This window comes from Vibrio phycocola, from assembly GCF_053850235.1.
In genome coordinates this window covers 94633-110320 of the sequence record NZ_JBSQDJ010000006.1, presented here as the reverse complement: position 1 = coordinate 110320, position 15688 = coordinate 94633, and the positions used below count along the sequence as shown (strand labels likewise).

Genomic DNA, 15688 nt, shown 5'->3' with positions numbered 1-15688 from the left:
AACAGGAGTCAGACTCATGCTTACAGACATCGTTGGAGAACTTTTTCTTGGCTTAGCCAAATTTATTATTAGAATCTTTAGCGAAGTGGTGATTGAAATATTCATTAAAGGCTTAGGGTATTTGGCGTGTAAGCCATTCAAGAAAAATGCGACCATTACTGATAATACTGTTGTACTTGTTGGCTTCGCACTGTGGATTGGTATTATAGGTGTTACCTACCTCATTATTACAAACTGGACATGATGGGATTCAGTATATAGGCAGCGCATTGGCAGTCTCAACATTAGTGAAAAATTGATTGGTGTAAGCCACGAGACACAAGCAAAATATATAGAAATAACATCGTAAATTGAGTCGCTTGGCATAACCCGGTACATTGGAAAATCAACATTGCAAGACATTACGAAGAGCCCAAAACAAGGAGCAAGATTTGGATTACAGCAAGTTAGACACCGATAATTTTTCAGATTGGCAGCAAGTATTAGATGAAACGAAAAAGTCATTATCCTATCAACAATGCTTTAAACTCAAGGCCTACGTTGGAAAATACCAAACCTATTGTGTTGAGAAAAATCCAGATGACGGCGTACCAGAAGAAGTAAAAGAAGCGTTACAAAGATTGAATAAACAGATCCATCACCTTAAAACGTCGCAGAAAAAATCATTTGCCGAATCTTACATGATTCCCATCGTCGCTATTGTTATTGGCGGCATTGTTGGTTTTTGGTTAACACAGTCGTGAGCATAAACAGTATATTTAGATTTGATACTGAATAAGATCAAGTCACTGTTTTGCACCCAGTACGCTTTAGTGAAATAAGATATAAGACATTGTTTAATAATTAAAAGTATTATTGACTTAACGTTCAAAGTTCGAGAACATTAATTTACTTGGAGATTATCCAAGATCACAATAATTTAATTAATGTCAGTTCTTTTAAGAAAATAACGGTTAGGAAAACAATGAAACGTATAATCAACACCGCCTTACTACTCTCTTTCACTGCGTCTTATTCATCTATTGTCAATGCTCATGCCACCCTCGAGGTTCAACAAGCACAAGCCAACTCTACGTATAAAGCAGTAATGCGCATCGGTCATGGCTGTGATGGAAGTGCTACCAACGTCGTTCGTATTCAGATTCCAGATGGCGTCATTAAGGTAAAGCCTAAACCTATTGCTGGGTGGGACATTTCTCTCAAAGAAAAAGAATATAAGAAGGCCTACGAGTATTATGGTTCTAAAGTCACCACAGGGGTATCGGAGATTGTCTGGAGTGGTGGCCATCTGCCAGATAACTATTATGAGGAGTTCATTTTTCGAGCTCGTATTACCGATGACTTTAAACCTGGAGAAGCCGTTTACTTTCCAACAATACAAGAATGTGAAGTTGGAGAAAGCCTCTGGACTACCATTCCCGAGAAAGGCCAAAACGCACATGATATAGAAAGTCCAGCACCTGGACTAACGATCATCAGCAATATAGAGGGTGGACATCACCATTAAACTCAGCCTATGACATACAACAAATAGAGAATATGCAACGTCACTAGAACCGAATTTGATTCTCTTTACCATTGTTCATTTCATAAAAAAAGACGCTCAGAGAGCGTCTTTTCTATTTCATCGAAAAAGTAATTCTAATAGTTACATTTCAGGTGCAGTTGCTGGCCCTAAAGTAAGCTTCGAGAACGTTACACTGTTGTAGTCGTTCGTTAGCTTGTCTTTAGTAAAGTCGCCAGTACCTTCACACGCTGGTGACCACATGCTGTCACTATCGCTTGCACTACATTGACCGTATGCGCCAGCTTTGAAGTAGAACGTTTCCTGTTCGTAAGCACGTGCGAAATCTTTCTCATCAACTTTGCCGAATGCGTCAACATTCTTCGTTAGGTCGATTTGGAATTTCTTGGTACCGAACTTTTCAGTGCTGAACGTTAAGTACATAGTGTTTTGGTAAACGTTAACGCTATAACTAAACTCTTCACCAAGTTTTAGACCGTTTTCTTTAGGATCTGCAGCATTGTCCCAACCATTACCCCAAACTGGGTAGGAGATGTCAGTGCGATCTGGGTGTTTCTTCGCTAGGTTACGCTCATAGTTAAAGAATACAGAACCAGCTTCGTGACCTGGGCGAATTTTATAGAAGATTTTTAGTGGCTCATTACCGTGACCAAAACCATTTTCAGAGGCGATGATTTTTTTATCTTTACCAGCGTGAATCTGCCCAACAACCACCGAGAAAGCAGGTACTTTGTCTGGATACTTAGCATTTTGAGAAGTGTGGTTCACTTTCAATGTTGCTTCTAATTTTCCGCCGATAGAGCCAAATGACTCAGCGTTTTCATGCGCTGCAAGTACCCAGTTGTTTTTAGGATCTTTGGTTCCAATACTGGTATCAGCACCACGAAGCATTTGACGCAGTTCAGATCGAGCATTCTTTGAGTTCTTTGTCGTAACCGCTTTATTTTGTACTTGGAATACAAGGTGCTTGTTTTCGTCCAAGTAGAAGAAATCTGGGTGAGAGTACGTCAAGATCTCTGGACTTTGGATTTCATCAACCTTCCCGTTTTTATCTTCATCCATTGGAAGAGTAATTTTCCAGTAGGTCATATCAAACACATCCGCAGGTACTGCTGCTTCAGCCATAACATTGGCTGAAACACTGACTAGTGCAGCTAGGCAGAGAGATTTCTTAAACATTATCAATCCTTAATTAAATAATTACACAAAAATAGAAACGTAGTGAGCACAAGAAACTTTTTTAACAACAAAAGCTAGGTAAAGAAGGTCTACTCACAAAGTGGGTCAATTATATTTATATTATTATATGATGATAATACAAAACAAAAAAATGAGATCCATGAGTACATTCTGGAAGATTTAGTCGCTAAAATAGAGATGTTGGTAATGTTTTTAGTTGAAATTGCCTTTTAATTGAACAACTTAATCACTAAAAATCATATGTGATAGAGTGAATATTCTAATAATAAAGCGGTCGTAAAAAGGCTATACCTGATTCATATTTATTTTCCGAATCGTGTATCATGAGGATAAGTTACCTAATAAATGCACTAGGAGCGGAATGTGAAGCAAACCACTATTTTGTTTGATATCAATGAAACTGTTTTAAACCTCGCGTCACTGAGACCAAAATTTAACGCGGCTTTTGGTGATGAACATTACACCGATACTTGGTTCGCGATGCTGCTGCACACCTCGACGGTATCGATGATAACGGATGTTAAAACTGACTTTGCCATGCTCGCCAAGATTTCATTACAAACCTTAGCGACGAAACTAAATATTCAACTCACACCCGAGACAATCGCTGATATTTTAGGCGGATTTTCCAGCCTCATTGCGCATCAAGACATAAAGCCCGCCCTTTCTAAATTGCGCAATGCGGGATTTAAAGTCGTCGCCCTGTCTAATTCATCGACCAGCTTAATCACAAAACAAATCCACAATGCAACGCTAAGCGAATACTTCGATGACATTATCTCGGTAGAACAAGCCGGAACATTCAAACCTAGCCATGAAGCATATCAATTTGCCGCCCAAACGCTTGCCCAGGATGCTGAGCAACTCCGATTGGTTGCGACCCATGATTGGGATACACACGGGGCAATGTGCGCTGGCTTAAAGGCGGCGTACATTAATCGCTCCGGTGCTTTATATAATCCTTTGTACCACCAACCAGAGATCTATGAATCAACCATGCAAGCCGTTGTAGATAAGATCATCTCGATAGATAAATAACAGAAAACTCGTTCACAAATACACTGGCTTAAGTCTTTCGTACGAACGAGAACTAAGAGGTTAGGATGACCCCAAAGAAGATATTGCTTGCTGTGATCAGTTACCTCTGTCTAACGACAATTGTATTTGCTAAAGATATGGCAACGACTGCCTACGAAAAGCCGAGCGATAGAGGTGAAACCAGAATAGAAAACAAGCTTAGAATCACAGGTGCCGCAGAGCAAGTTACCACCTTTATTAACCAAGAGATTCAACTTTCTCGTCCTCTGAATTTTATCTTTGGTGGTAACGAAGGTCCTTTATATGACTCCGAATTAAATACCGTTTTCATTCCCTATCATTTTGTTCAAGAGGTTGAACGTCGTTTTAGCGATGACGAATATTCAAAAAATGGCATTAGTGTGCTTGATGCGACGATGAATGCCGTTATTCACACCATGTTTCATGAGTTTGGTCATGCATTAATTTACAACTATCAGCTTCCCATTTTTGGGCGTGAGGAAGATGCTGCTGACTCTCTCGCATCAGTACTGTTGATTGAGTACTTTGAACATGGAGCCGAGATGACCATTAATGCTGCGGACCTATTCGACCTTGAAAGCCGAGATATCGACGTTTACGAAGAAGATTTTCGAAGTGAACATAGCCTAGATATTCAGCGCTTCTACGCAACACTATGCCAAGTGTATGGTAGCGACCCAGTCAAATATTCTTATTTAAAACTCGAAAATGGATTCTCAGATCGCCGTGCTCAAATATGTGTTGAGGAATATGAAAGCCTACACAGAAGCTGGATTAAGATGTTAAAACCGTACCTTTTGAACGAACAATAACCAAGTGATAAAACGCCTACCTAAACCCGATAGGCGAATTTTCTAAAATGAACACGGCGAAAGTAACTTTAAACAGGCTCTCCAGCTTCATCTTCTCCCACAAAGTCAGTTTCCAAACTTGCTTCTGCTAACCATTGCTGAATCGCTGGACTGTTTAATTGTTTTTGTTGATATTGCTTTGCTTTGTCAGACAACGCAATACCATAGGTTTCCATTCTTAACGCTACCGGAGCAAACATCGCGTCCGCAATAGACCACTCACCAAATAACCATCCATCTGGATATTGTTCCATTTGCTGTGACCAAATTTCGTCGATTCGAGCAATGTCACCCAATGTACCTTCAGTAAATTCGACACGACGTTTGGCGCGGCAATTCATCGGTAATTGATTGCGGATATTGACAAAACCAGAGTGCATTTCAGCGGCAATCGCTCGTGCTTTTGCGCGCTCTTGTAATGAATTTGGCCACGCCTTACCTTCTAAATAAGCCTCATTCACATACTCCAAAATCGCCAACGAGTCCCACACCGCTAGGTCGTTATCGACTAACGCTGGCACTTTTGCATTAGGAGCCACACTTTTAAGCGTGGTATAGAAATCTTCGGTAAATAACTTCAATTTCACCACTTCAACATCCAAGTCGTATTGTGCAAATAGCACCCATGCGCGTAGCGACCAAGTTGAGTAGTTTTGATTCCCTATGTACAGTTTCATTTCCATCTCCAGCGTTTTATTGGGTAGAGTTTTAGCTTATGGGATTGTGTTCTGCGTGACTAACGGATAGTTTAAATACAATACATTAATAAAACCGATGGGTAGTAAAAGCGATTATGGATATTGAAGCGTTAAGGAGCTTTTTAGCGTTCGTTGAAACTGGAAGTTTTACTCGGGCAGCCAAACAGATCAATCGAACTCAATCCGCTTTTAGTGCTCAAATGCGCAAGCTGGAAGAAGAGTTGAACGTATCATTATTCGAAAAAGAAGGCCGAAATCTCGTACTCAGTGAAGCGGGCTTATCGCTGCGAACCCATGCCGAGCAATTGGTGAGTTTGCACAATAAAGCGATAAAACAGGTCCAACGTTATGAAGACAAGCGCCCATTTCGCTTAGGTTGTCCTGATGATTACCACGATAAAATTCTGCCTAATGTCGTCAAAGCGTTGCAAATAACAGAACCAACCTGTTCGATTCACATCTTTAGTCAACCAAGTGTGACTTTACGAGCTTGGCTAGATGAAGGAAAGATCGACGCGGCGATTGTAACCCGTTCACCAAACAGTGAAGAAGGGTACTGGTTAGCGAAGGATCACGGCGTGTGGGTTGCGCACAGAGACATTGAATTCAATGATGCTCAACCGCTTCCCCTCGCCTTATTTCAAACCGATTGTAAGTATCATGCTGCTGCAATCGATGGGTTAACCAAAAACAGTATGCCTTATCACTTAGTTGCCTGTTGCAGCAGTTCGTCTGGATTAAACTCGATGGTCAAATCAGGCATTGCTGTGGGAGCTATGGGTCAACTGAGTATGGCGAAAAACCTACGAATCCTCGACAATATGCCACCGCTCCCTGTCGTCGATATTGTCCTTATAACGGGTGCCCAATCTCATCCGTTACTCGACAAAGAGTCCTTAGATCATTTAACCCGTTTTGTGAGTAATAACTAAGTGTGAGCGCTTAATCAACCAAACCTTTTTCTACCGCGTATTTCGCCATCTCTGCGGTAGAATGGACATCAAGTTTATGTTTAATATTTTGGCGATGTGTTTCTACGGTGCGGTAGCTGATATCCAACATTGAGGCGATTTTTTTGCTGCTACAGCCTTGTGCAACTAATTTGAGCACCGCTTCTTCGCGACGACTTAAAGGGTTCGGTTTTTGCGCGGCCGGAATAACTTCGGAAGTAAACAAGGTTTGCGTAGTGGTTTCGCAAAAGTATGTCGATCCAGAGTGAACCGTTTTTATTGCTTGAACCATTTTCTCTGCTGAAATTTCTTTCAACATATACCCAACCGCTCCCGCCTGCATGACATTCATAATGTATTCGCGATTGTCATGCATGGTTAACATTAACACTTTGACGTCGGGAAACTCTTCTTTAATGAGCTTGGTAGCATCAATGCCGTTCATTTTAGGCATGCTGACATCCATCAGTACCACGTCAGGCAAGTGCTGTGTCACCACATCGATAGCTTCTAGCCCATTGCAGGCAGTCGCAACGACATCGATTTGAGGCTCAAGTTTTAGGCGAGCGATAAACCCTTCTAACACCACCTGATGATCATCTACAATGACAATTCTTATCGACCTTTCCATACCATTAATCCATCTAAATTGAGCAACACCGTTATTTCTGTGCCAAATTTTGGCTCACTGGATAGCTCAAACTCGCCACCCATAAACTCGACACGTTCACGCATATTTCGTAATCCGATACCCTTTTTTACCGATGCATCAGTTGCTTGAAAACCAATACCATCATCTCGAATAATTAACTGCAACATTGTTCCCATTTGTTGCAATATCACGGTAATCTTCGACGCTTTTGCATGTTTTTCTATATTGGTAAGTGATTCTTGCGTTACACGATATAAGGTTGTGGCCACTTCTGATTTAAGTTTCCCTTCTTCGGTATCAAACAGGGTTTCAACTTCTATTTCGGTATGAGAGTTAAAATCCTTCAATAACGTTGTCAACGCTGCTTCAAGCCCTAAATCATCTAACGCACTCGGTCTGAGGTTATGAGAAATTCGCCGAACTTCATTAATTGCGGTAGAAAGTGAACTTTGAGACTTATCAAAATGATGGCATAAAGAACCATCCAACGACAAATGCTTCATCTGATTTTTAAGTAACTCGAGGTGGCACTTGCTCGATACCAGTAACTGATTTATACCATCGTGAAGTTCTCGCGCTAAGTGCTTTTTCTCATCTTCCTGAAATGACATGGTTTTATTGACTAACTCAATCAAGTTTCGGTCAGCCAAACGATGTTCGTGAAGATTAATCGCGAGTGTCAGAACAATGATTATCGCGACAGTAACGGCCAAAATGGACACCACAGAAAAGAAGGTCGTTTCAATATTGGTATTTACGGTATCATGCATATGCAGCACATCATTACTGATATCTTCAATATACAAACCCGTTCCAATCATCCACTGCCATTTATCAAGCAATGTAGCGTAGCTGAGTTTCTGCACAATTTCATTGGTGGACGGTTTTTGCCATAAGTAACGATGAAATCCTCCACCAGCCTGGGCTTGATAGATGAGTTCTTCAATAAGAAAGTCACCATTACTATCCTGTAAACCAATCAGGTTTTTCCCGACAAGATCCGGCATGATCGGATGAACGAGATTCACCCCTTCGATATCGTACGCAAAGAAGTAGCCGTCATTGCCGTAGCGCATTTTATTTAATATTTCTTTGACTGCCTCTTTAGCTTGCTCGTCATCTTTTGAAGCATTTTGATAGATCGGCATTATTGCGCCAATCGCGATATCTACGCTGTCTTTAAGTGACGATTCTCGAGACTGAATAAGGTTGTCGCGAAATATTTGGATCTCTTTATTGCCAAGAGATTTGGCCTGATATATAGAGATCCAACTGATACTGGCACTGACCAAAATCAATGGGATGAGAGTCAATAGAATTAACTTTAATTTCAAAGGCATTTCTCTTCCCCCAAAAATAGGAAAACCGCTCGTAGACTACGAGCGGCTCACCATAACAAACAATGTTACTAATTTGTTAGATTCAAGGTTTAATCTAGAATTCGATCACATTCCATATAAACCTGGGAATACTAACAAACTCACTAATACCACCACTTGAATCAAGATAAACGGAATAACACCACGATAGATGTCCATTGTCGTCACCCCTTTTGGTGCTACACCTTTTAAATAGAACAAGCTAAACCCAAATGGTGGCGTAAGGAAGGAGGTCTGCAAATTCATCGCTATCAGGATTGCAAACCACACCATATTGATTCCCATCAACTCAGCGACTGGCGCAATAATCGGCACAATGATAAAACAGATTTCAACGAAGTCGATAAAGAACCCGAGAATCAAAATCACCAACATGACGATAATTAAGAAACCCCATTTTTCTCCTGGAATTTCAAGCATCCACTCTTCGACTAAAAGATCACCGCCGGTATAGGTAAACGCCATTGAAAATGCCGTCGCTCCTAACAAAATAGCAAATACCATCGCGGTAACTTTTACGGTTTCTTTCGATGCGTCGTACAGCATATGAAAACTAAATTGCTTGTATAGCAACGCAAGTATAATCGCACCAGCACCACCTAATGCCGCAGACTCAGTCGGTGTTGCAACACCCGCAAAAATAGACCCTAATACCACAATGATAAGTGCAAGTGGTGGAACCACCGCTTTTAACGCAGTTAAGACTTCTTGACGTCGCGATATCGAATCATCACGCTCAATAGGTTGGGCTGACTCAGGATTCATTTTTGCGTAAATCAATATATAAACAATGTACGCACCGACTAAGACAATACCCGGTCCAATTGCAGCCTGAAATAGATCACCGACCGGGACACCGAGTACATCTCCTAACAGTATTAAGATAATCGAAGGGGGAATGATTTGACCCAATGTACCTGAAGCGCAAATCGTGCCGCATGCAAGACCTTTGTCATAGTTATATTTGAGCATGACTGGCAGTGAGATCAATCCCATCGCAACAACAGAAGCACCAACCACGCCTGTTGACGCCGCCAATAAAGCACCGACTAAGACAGTTGAAATCGCGATCCCGCCTCGTACTCCACCGAATAAACGCCCCATGGATTCCAACAGTTGCTCAGCGAGTCTAGTTTTCTGCAAAACCAAACCCATAAAGACAAACAGAGGTACAGCCATCAGCACTGTATTTTCCATAATCGACTGAATTCGATAAGGCATAAAGGCGAACATCTCAAAACCTTCCGCCCAAACACCGAATAATAGTGCAATGCCACCAAAGGTGAAGGCGACAGGAAACCCTAACAGTAGCGCAAATAGAGCGACAAAGAACATTACGATTCCGATCATGATTGACTCCCCTTCTCTTCGTCAAAATGCCTTTTAGGGCTGATAATATTGTTGATTGAATGCAGCATCATCCCAATTCCACTCAATGCCATAAATCCAAACGATACTGGGATCATCGCTTTAATAATCCAGCGGTATGGCAAGCCGCCTGGATCTCCCGATGTTTCACCAAGTAAATAGCTTTCTTTTGCAAAGTCGATACCGTACCAAGTAACAAGAAGGCAAAAAGGAAGTAAGAAAATTAGAGTGCCGAGTAAGTCGATGATAGACCGTGCGCGTAGCGATAATCGCTCATAAAAAACATCAACTCGGACATGTCCTGCTGCTCGAATCGCATAAGGTACACCAAGTAAGAAAACACTAGAAAATAGATGCCATTCAAGTTCTTGAAATGCTATCGACACATCATTGAAGGCATAACGCATCACTACATCGTAAACAACATTAAGAACTAACAAGATAAATAGGATACTTGCCAACCACCCTAATTTATCGCTAACTCGATTGAGTATTTGTTCCAACTTAATCAGGCTTCTCATTCCAAACTCCAACATGTAGCCAATTTAAAATTGCGCTGCCAGTTATTGACAGCGCTGATTATTATTATCGTGTTTTATTGCAATCTAGAGTTTACTGACTCTCAGCTTGGCTATTGAGGTAAGCACGGTGAGAGATGTCAGTCCATGAACGAACTTGTTCTAAGTAGTTCGCTTGAGACTCTTGTATTTCTTGCGTTAGTGGATCTTTCTCTGCGTGTTGTGCTAACAATTTATCGTTAGCTGCGCGGATTGCAGTCATTACTTCTGCTGGGAAATCTTTCACTTCAACATCTGGATATTCCGTTTTAATTGATACCCAGTTTTTGCCACTTTCGTGTGTCGCTTGAGTATACATATCGTAAGCGGCTGTGCGCATTGAAATTCTCAAAATCTCTTGTAGATCTTCTGGTAACTTCTCATACACTTTTTTGTTCACAAGAAACTGAAGTTCAGTGCCTGGCTCATGCCAACCTGTATAGTAGAACTTCGCTATTTTGTGGAAACCCATACGTAAATCAAGAGAAGGACCTACCCATTCTAACGCATCAATAGTACGGCGTTCAAGTGACGTATAAAGCTCACCTGGGGCGATATTGGTCGGCTTAGCACCAAGCTCTGCTAGAATTTCACCGGCAAAACCTGGAATACGCATTTTCAGACCTTCAAGATCTTTAACCGAGTTGATCTCTTTTTGGAACCATCCGCCCATCTGAGTATCGGTATTACCACCAGGGAAAGAAAGCAAGTTATGTGGAGAATAAACCTTATCCATCAATTCCATACCACCACCGTGGTAGAACCAAGCATATTGCTCAGAAGGCGTCATACCGAAAGGCATAGAGGTAAAGTAAAGGGTGTTCGGAACTTTGCCTTTCCAATAATATGAAGCCGAGTGCCCCATATCATATTGACCAGATTTAACCATATCAAAAACACCGAGCGGTGCTTTATGCTTATTGGATGAATCGATGCGAATTTTCAAGCGACCATTCGACATTTTTTCTGCCATTGCCGCCATGTTCTTAGTTGCGTCGCCAAAGATAGGGAAATTAGGTCCCCACGTTTCAGCAAGCTTTAGACGATACACTTTGTCATCTGCAGAGGCACCGGTTGCTATGATCGCGGTGCAGGTTGCAACGATGATCATTGTCCCTTTGAAGACTCGTTTCACTGATTTTTTAACTAGACTCATTTTTTGCGTCCTTTTTTATTGTCATCATGCTTACCCCCGGTAAGCACACGTGACAACAATGGACAAATTAGTCGTTATAAAATATCGGCGAGAACACGCATTGAAGTAACAAAAAAAACCCAGGTCACACCTAAGTATTACGTATTAATACGTAGGAAATTAGACTTTTAAAATTTAATAATATGATTTTATTTGATTTTAATTTTAAAACCAAAATTATGGATTGTAATTATACGTACGAATTAATAATTGCCATCAATAACATAGTTGTTACTAATTTGTGATCCAAATCTGATTAGATTCAAACGAACACAATCATTTAAGGGCTAGTGATTCATTATATAGAAAATGATCTTTGCTAAATTAAGAGTTAAATTCTAATCAATCCCTTCGAGTTTCAATAATGCTTCCTTGCGCTCAATACCACCAGCATACCCAGTAAGCTTGCCATTAGCCCCCACTACGCGATGACATGGAATAACAACCGACACTGGGTTTTTCCCGTTTGCCGCGCCAACTGCTCGTACAGCCTTAGGTTTTCCAATGGCTTGCGCTATTTGCTTATAACTGCAGGTTTCGCCAAAAGGTATTTGAGCCAATGCTTGCCAGACTTCTTGTTGGAACGGCGTACCTTTTGTATCAATTGGAAGATCAAACGCGCGCCTGTCTTGATTAAAGTATTCACTCAGTTGTCTAACAGCTTGAGTCAGAATTGGATGCTCATCCGCACGCTTTCCAAGCGCATCAGGCATTGTGGTATGAGTATCGAACCAAATCCCCGACACTCCTTTATCTGTGGTTTGAATAACGACTTCACCGAGCTGGCTCGGCATCGTGGTAAAATAGGTCATCATGATTATTGATTCCATAGGTGAAACGTTGCGTAACTTCCCCAAGGGGCTGCGGTCTCTCGATTCAGGTTTGGATAGTGACTCATTCTTTTTTTGACAATTAAATCGGTATCCAAAAAGCAATTCGGTAAAGACAAACCTCTTAACAATACGTAATTCACTGTCCAAGGACCAATACCTTTGATCGCTAACCATTCATTCGGATCGCTGTTTGGGTAATCAATCATAAACTGCGCAAAGCGTTTTAAGGTATCTTTTCGGCTCTGAGGCATTTTTAAAAAGCTTAAATCGGTGGTGATGAGATCAGAAGGAGTTGGAAAAGAGATAACGGATTCACTATCGGAGATGTGGTGCACCAGCCTATTAAGCTGACCTATAGCGGCTTTGACGGAGACTTGCTGGCCGATAATGGCTCTGACTCCGGCCTCCCATGGACTCCATACTCCCGGAATCCGAATGCCTTGATGTTTGATTAGGCCTGGCGCATGAGATTCCAAATGTGCTTCAATTATCCGAGTATTAGCGTCTAAATCCAACATTCGACGTACCATTGAAACGAGAGGCGTCAGTATCAAGGCATCATCGAGTTCAACGTCGAGATCGATACATTGAGTGCTTGCATCCAGTTGTAGTTTGAACCACGCGCTTTTCCCCTCAATGATCACATAACGTGAATAGCTCGTCTCGTCGACCATCTCCAAGTCGTCGATCATTCTCAATTGATAAAACTCTAAGATATGTTGCCAGTTAAGATCGCCATTAAACTCAAGGTGAATTTTATGCGTTTCCATCTTTCTCTGTCTTTTGTTGTTCATTAGGAGAAGACAAGCTTACCTCATCTCTCCTAAGTTTGTACGAACTCTACACACTGCGAACATGAAAGACGTGTTCTACGGCAGACACTTTGTTTATTAATTCAAGAGTTGGTTCTTGCTCAATATCCATGATGGTATAGGCAATATCGTCTCGACTTTTGTTCACCATATCCAACACGTTAATATTGAGTTCAGCAAGTAAAGTCAGCACGGTGCCAAGCACTTTTGGCACGTTGTCGTTAGCAAACGTTAGACGAAAGCCGGTAGTACGTTCCATTGCAATGGATGGGAAATTAACCGAGTTAACAATATTGCCGTTCTCAAGAAAGTCGACTAATTGTTTCGCTCCCATAATCGAGCAATTTTCTTCCGCTTCAACAGTACTGGCCCCAAGGTGAGGGAACAAAATAACCTTATCATGTTTAATCAAGGCTTCACTCGGGAAATCAGCGATATAAGCGTCTATTTTACCGGTATCTAACGCTGCAATAATATCGGCCTCAACCACCAATTCACCCCGGGCTAGGTTAATGATTTTTGCGCCATCTTTAATGGCTGATAATGACTCCTCATTAATAAACCCAGTAGTTGCCTCAATAGCAGGTACATGGAGAGTAATATAATCAGATCGCGCTAGGAGCGAGTTTAAGTTTTCGGCACGACTGACTTTCGAAGACAATTGCCATGCTGCTTCAACGCTTAATTTAGGATCGTAACCAATCACGTTCATGCCTAAACCCAAGGCTAAATTGGCAATTTTAGCGCCTATCGCACCTAAACCAACCACACCCAAAGTTTTCCCATCGAGTTCCGAGCCACCATATTGCTTTTTGCCCAATTCAACTTTCTTATGAAGTTCAGCGGCATCGGTAATATCAGCTAAGGAATCGACATAATTCATACTTTGTGTGATGCCGCGAGAGCCCAACAATAAGCTGGCCAATACCAACTCTTTCACAGCGTTAGCATTTGCCCCAGGTGTATTGAAAACGACAATACCTTTGGGAGTATAATCCGCCACAGGAATATTGTTCACTCCAGCGCCAGCACGAGCCACAGCCAATACCGATTCTGGTAATGTTTCGTTATGAAGTTTATGGCTACGTAATAAAATAGCGTCTGGGTTATCTTGGCTAGATGAAATATCGTATCGCTCAGCAGGGAAAACACTCAACCCTTTCGCTGCGATGTTGTTGTAGGTTCTTATTTTTTTCATATTATTTTTATGTGTTCCACGTTGTTACAAATGAAGTATCGCTCAATCGAATTATTATTTGTATGAGAATGAAAAAGCGATATTGGTTAACAGAAAGCGTTTCTGTTAACCCTATTTATCTTATTTTTATTATTGGGTGACTTGGTTGTATGCCCAAGTTAGCCAAGGCAGTAACGCTACAAGATCAGATTCTTCAACCGTCGCACCACACCAAATACGCAAACCAGATGGTGCGTCTTTGTATGCGCCAATATCAAAAGCAACCTTCTCTTCACCGAGAAGTTTAATCATGGCTTTAATCTGCTCGTCAGTGGCTTTCAATTGAAAGCAAACGCTTGTATTTGAACAAATATCAGCCGATTGAGCTAAAAAGTCGATCCAATCATTTTCGCTGACAAATTTCGCTAACACCGATAAATTGGCTTCACTTTTTGCAACTGCAGCGGGTAAACCACCAATTTCTTCAATCCAATTTAAGGCATCTAAGTAATCCTCAACACACAATAGAGAAGGCGTATTAATGGTTGCACCTTTGAAAATGCCATCAATCAATTTTCCTTTATTGGTCAAACGGAAAATCTTAGGAAGAGGCCAACTCGGTGTATAAGACTCTAAGCGCTCAACGGCTCTTGGGCTAAGAATCAACATACCATGAGCCCCTTCTCCCCCAAGAACTTTCTGCCAACTAAACGTTGCTACATCAATCTTTGACCAATCAATGTCCATAGCAAAGACGGCACTGGTCGCATCGCAAATGGTTAAACCTGTACGATCATCGCTGATCCAATCTGCATTTTTCACTTTGACGCCAGATGTGGTGCCATTCCAGGTAAAAATAACGTCGTGATCTGGGTTGGCTTGAGTAAAGTCTGGTACTTCGCCATAACCTGCCGTAAATGAACGCGTATCTTCTAATTTTAACTGCTTAACAACATCGGTTACCCAACCCGCACCGAAAGATTCCCAAGAAAAGAGATCGACTGGACGCTGACCTAATAATGACCACATAGCCATTTCCATTGCTCCAGTATCAGAACCAGGAACAATACCGACCTTATACCCTTCAGGTAACCCCAATAATCGGGCAGTATCATCAATTGATTTTTGTAAACGTGCTTTACCTAATGCACTACGATGCGAACGACCTAATGAATCAGTGCTAAGTTCAGTAAGGCTATAACCAGGTCGTTTGGTACATGGACCTGAAGAAAAATTAGGATTGGTGGGTTTTACACTGGGTTTCATTAAAAATCCTTGATTATGGTTGTCGGGTTATTTCTCAATCACGTTATACGTAAGAACGTACTAAGTGATAGTAATAATTAGTAAAGTTAAAGAGAATAAAAAGAAAATTATAGTTAATTGATACTGCCGTAAATCGCTATGATCATCAATATCAAAAGCCTGCGCC

Annotated in this window: 17 protein-coding genes; 6 read left to right on the top strand and 11 right to left on the bottom strand. The window is 41.3% G+C overall.

What is annotated here, in order from left to right:
- The first annotated feature begins 16 nt into the window (after nucleotides 1–16).
- From ACWU4D_RS09405 to ACWU4D_RS09395, 3 genes are all read left to right on the top strand, one after another.
- The gene (locus tag ACWU4D_RS09405) at nucleotides 17–244 is read left to right on the top strand and encodes a hypothetical protein (RefSeq protein ID WP_456051162.1); all 228 of its coding nucleotides are present in this window, start codon (nucleotides 17–19) and stop codon (nucleotides 242–244) included.
- 187 nt (nucleotides 245–431) lie between these two features.
- Nucleotides 432–743, top strand: coding sequence for a hypothetical protein (locus tag ACWU4D_RS09400; RefSeq protein WP_456051161.1), 312 nt, complete (start codon nucleotides 432–434; stop codon nucleotides 741–743).
- Between the two features lie 221 nt (nucleotides 744–964).
- Entirely contained in the window at nucleotides 965–1507 is a 543-nt protein-coding gene (locus ACWU4D_RS09395) for a YcnI family copper-binding membrane protein (RefSeq protein WP_456051160.1), read from the top strand.
- Between the two features lie 141 nt (nucleotides 1508–1648).
- On the opposite strand, the gene ACWU4D_RS09390 is transcribed toward ACWU4D_RS09395, so the two are convergent.
- A complete protein-coding gene (locus tag ACWU4D_RS09390) occupies nucleotides 1649–2704 on the bottom strand; it encodes a polysaccharide lyase family 7 protein (protein ID WP_456051159.1) in 1056 nt (351 codons plus the stop codon).
- Between the two features lie 384 nt (nucleotides 2705–3088).
- Between ACWU4D_RS09390 and ACWU4D_RS09385 the strand changes: the two genes are divergently transcribed.
- Both ACWU4D_RS09385 and ACWU4D_RS09380 read left to right on the top strand, forming a co-directional pair.
- A complete protein-coding gene (locus tag ACWU4D_RS09385; RefSeq protein WP_456051158.1) occupies nucleotides 3089–3763 on the top strand; it encodes a haloacid dehalogenase type II in 675 nt (224 codons plus the stop codon).
- Nucleotides 3764–3828: 65 nt separating this feature from the next.
- Nucleotides 3829–4596, top strand: coding sequence for a DUF4344 domain-containing metallopeptidase (locus tag ACWU4D_RS09380; RefSeq protein ID WP_456051157.1), 768 nt, complete (start codon nucleotides 3829–3831; stop codon nucleotides 4594–4596).
- A 68-nt stretch (nucleotides 4597–4664) separates the two neighbouring features.
- Here the strand turns inward: ACWU4D_RS09380 and ACWU4D_RS09375 are convergent, their stop codons facing one another.
- Nucleotides 4665–5312: a glutathione S-transferase family protein gene (locus tag ACWU4D_RS09375; protein ID WP_456051156.1), complete on the bottom strand. Its 648-nt coding sequence runs from the start codon at nucleotides 5310–5312 to the stop codon at nucleotides 4665–4667.
- A gap of 116 nt (nucleotides 5313–5428) precedes the next feature.
- On the opposite strand from ACWU4D_RS09375, the gene ACWU4D_RS09370 reads away from it, so the two are divergent.
- Nucleotides 5429–6265, top strand: a complete 837-nt coding sequence (locus tag ACWU4D_RS09370; RefSeq protein WP_456051155.1) for a LysR family transcriptional regulator — start codon at nucleotides 5429–5431, stop codon at nucleotides 6263–6265.
- 10 nt (nucleotides 6266–6275) lie between these two features.
- Here ACWU4D_RS09370 and ACWU4D_RS09365 read toward each other — a convergent pair whose 3' ends face one another.
- From ACWU4D_RS09365 to ACWU4D_RS09325, 9 genes are all read right to left on the bottom strand, one after another.
- Nucleotides 6276–6914, bottom strand: coding sequence for a response regulator (locus ACWU4D_RS09365; RefSeq protein WP_456051154.1), 639 nt, complete (start codon nucleotides 6912–6914; stop codon nucleotides 6276–6278).
- Entirely contained in the window at nucleotides 6899–8275 is a 1377-nt protein-coding gene (locus ACWU4D_RS09360; RefSeq protein ID WP_456051153.1) for a cache domain-containing protein, read from the bottom strand. Before ACWU4D_RS09360 ends, ACWU4D_RS09365 begins: the two co-directional genes overlap by 16 nt.
- 105 nt (nucleotides 8276–8380) lie before the next feature.
- Entirely contained in the window at nucleotides 8381–9664 is a 1284-nt protein-coding gene (locus tag ACWU4D_RS09355) for a TRAP transporter large permease (protein WP_456051152.1), read from the bottom strand.
- Entirely contained in the window at nucleotides 9661–10203 is a 543-nt protein-coding gene (locus ACWU4D_RS09350; RefSeq protein WP_456051151.1) for a TRAP transporter small permease subunit, read from the bottom strand. The genes ACWU4D_RS09355 and ACWU4D_RS09350 overlap by 4 nt, the downstream gene beginning before the upstream one ends.
- A gap of 91 nt (nucleotides 10204–10294) precedes the next feature.
- Entirely contained in the window at nucleotides 10295–11395 is a 1101-nt protein-coding gene (locus ACWU4D_RS09345) for a TRAP transporter substrate-binding protein (RefSeq protein WP_456051150.1), read from the bottom strand.
- 377 nt (nucleotides 11396–11772) lie between these two features.
- Nucleotides 11773–12249, bottom strand: coding sequence for a methylated-DNA--[protein]-cysteine S-methyltransferase (locus ACWU4D_RS09340; protein ID WP_456051149.1), 477 nt, complete (start codon nucleotides 12247–12249; stop codon nucleotides 11773–11775).
- A gap of 2 nt (nucleotides 12250–12251) precedes the next feature.
- Nucleotides 12252–13037, bottom strand: coding sequence for a DNA-3-methyladenine glycosylase family protein (locus tag ACWU4D_RS09335; RefSeq protein ID WP_456051148.1), 786 nt, complete (start codon nucleotides 13035–13037; stop codon nucleotides 12252–12254).
- Between the two features lie 70 nt (nucleotides 13038–13107).
- Nucleotides 13108–14277 (bottom strand): phosphoglycerate dehydrogenase, encoded by a 1170-nt coding sequence (locus tag ACWU4D_RS09330; RefSeq protein WP_456051147.1) that lies wholly within the window; start codon nucleotides 14275–14277, stop codon nucleotides 13108–13110.
- A 129-nt stretch (nucleotides 14278–14406) separates the two neighbouring features.
- Nucleotides 14407–15522, bottom strand: a complete 1116-nt coding sequence (locus ACWU4D_RS09325; RefSeq protein WP_456051146.1) for a phosphoserine transaminase — start codon at nucleotides 15520–15522, stop codon at nucleotides 14407–14409.
- Nucleotides 15523–15688: the final 166 nt, after the last annotated feature.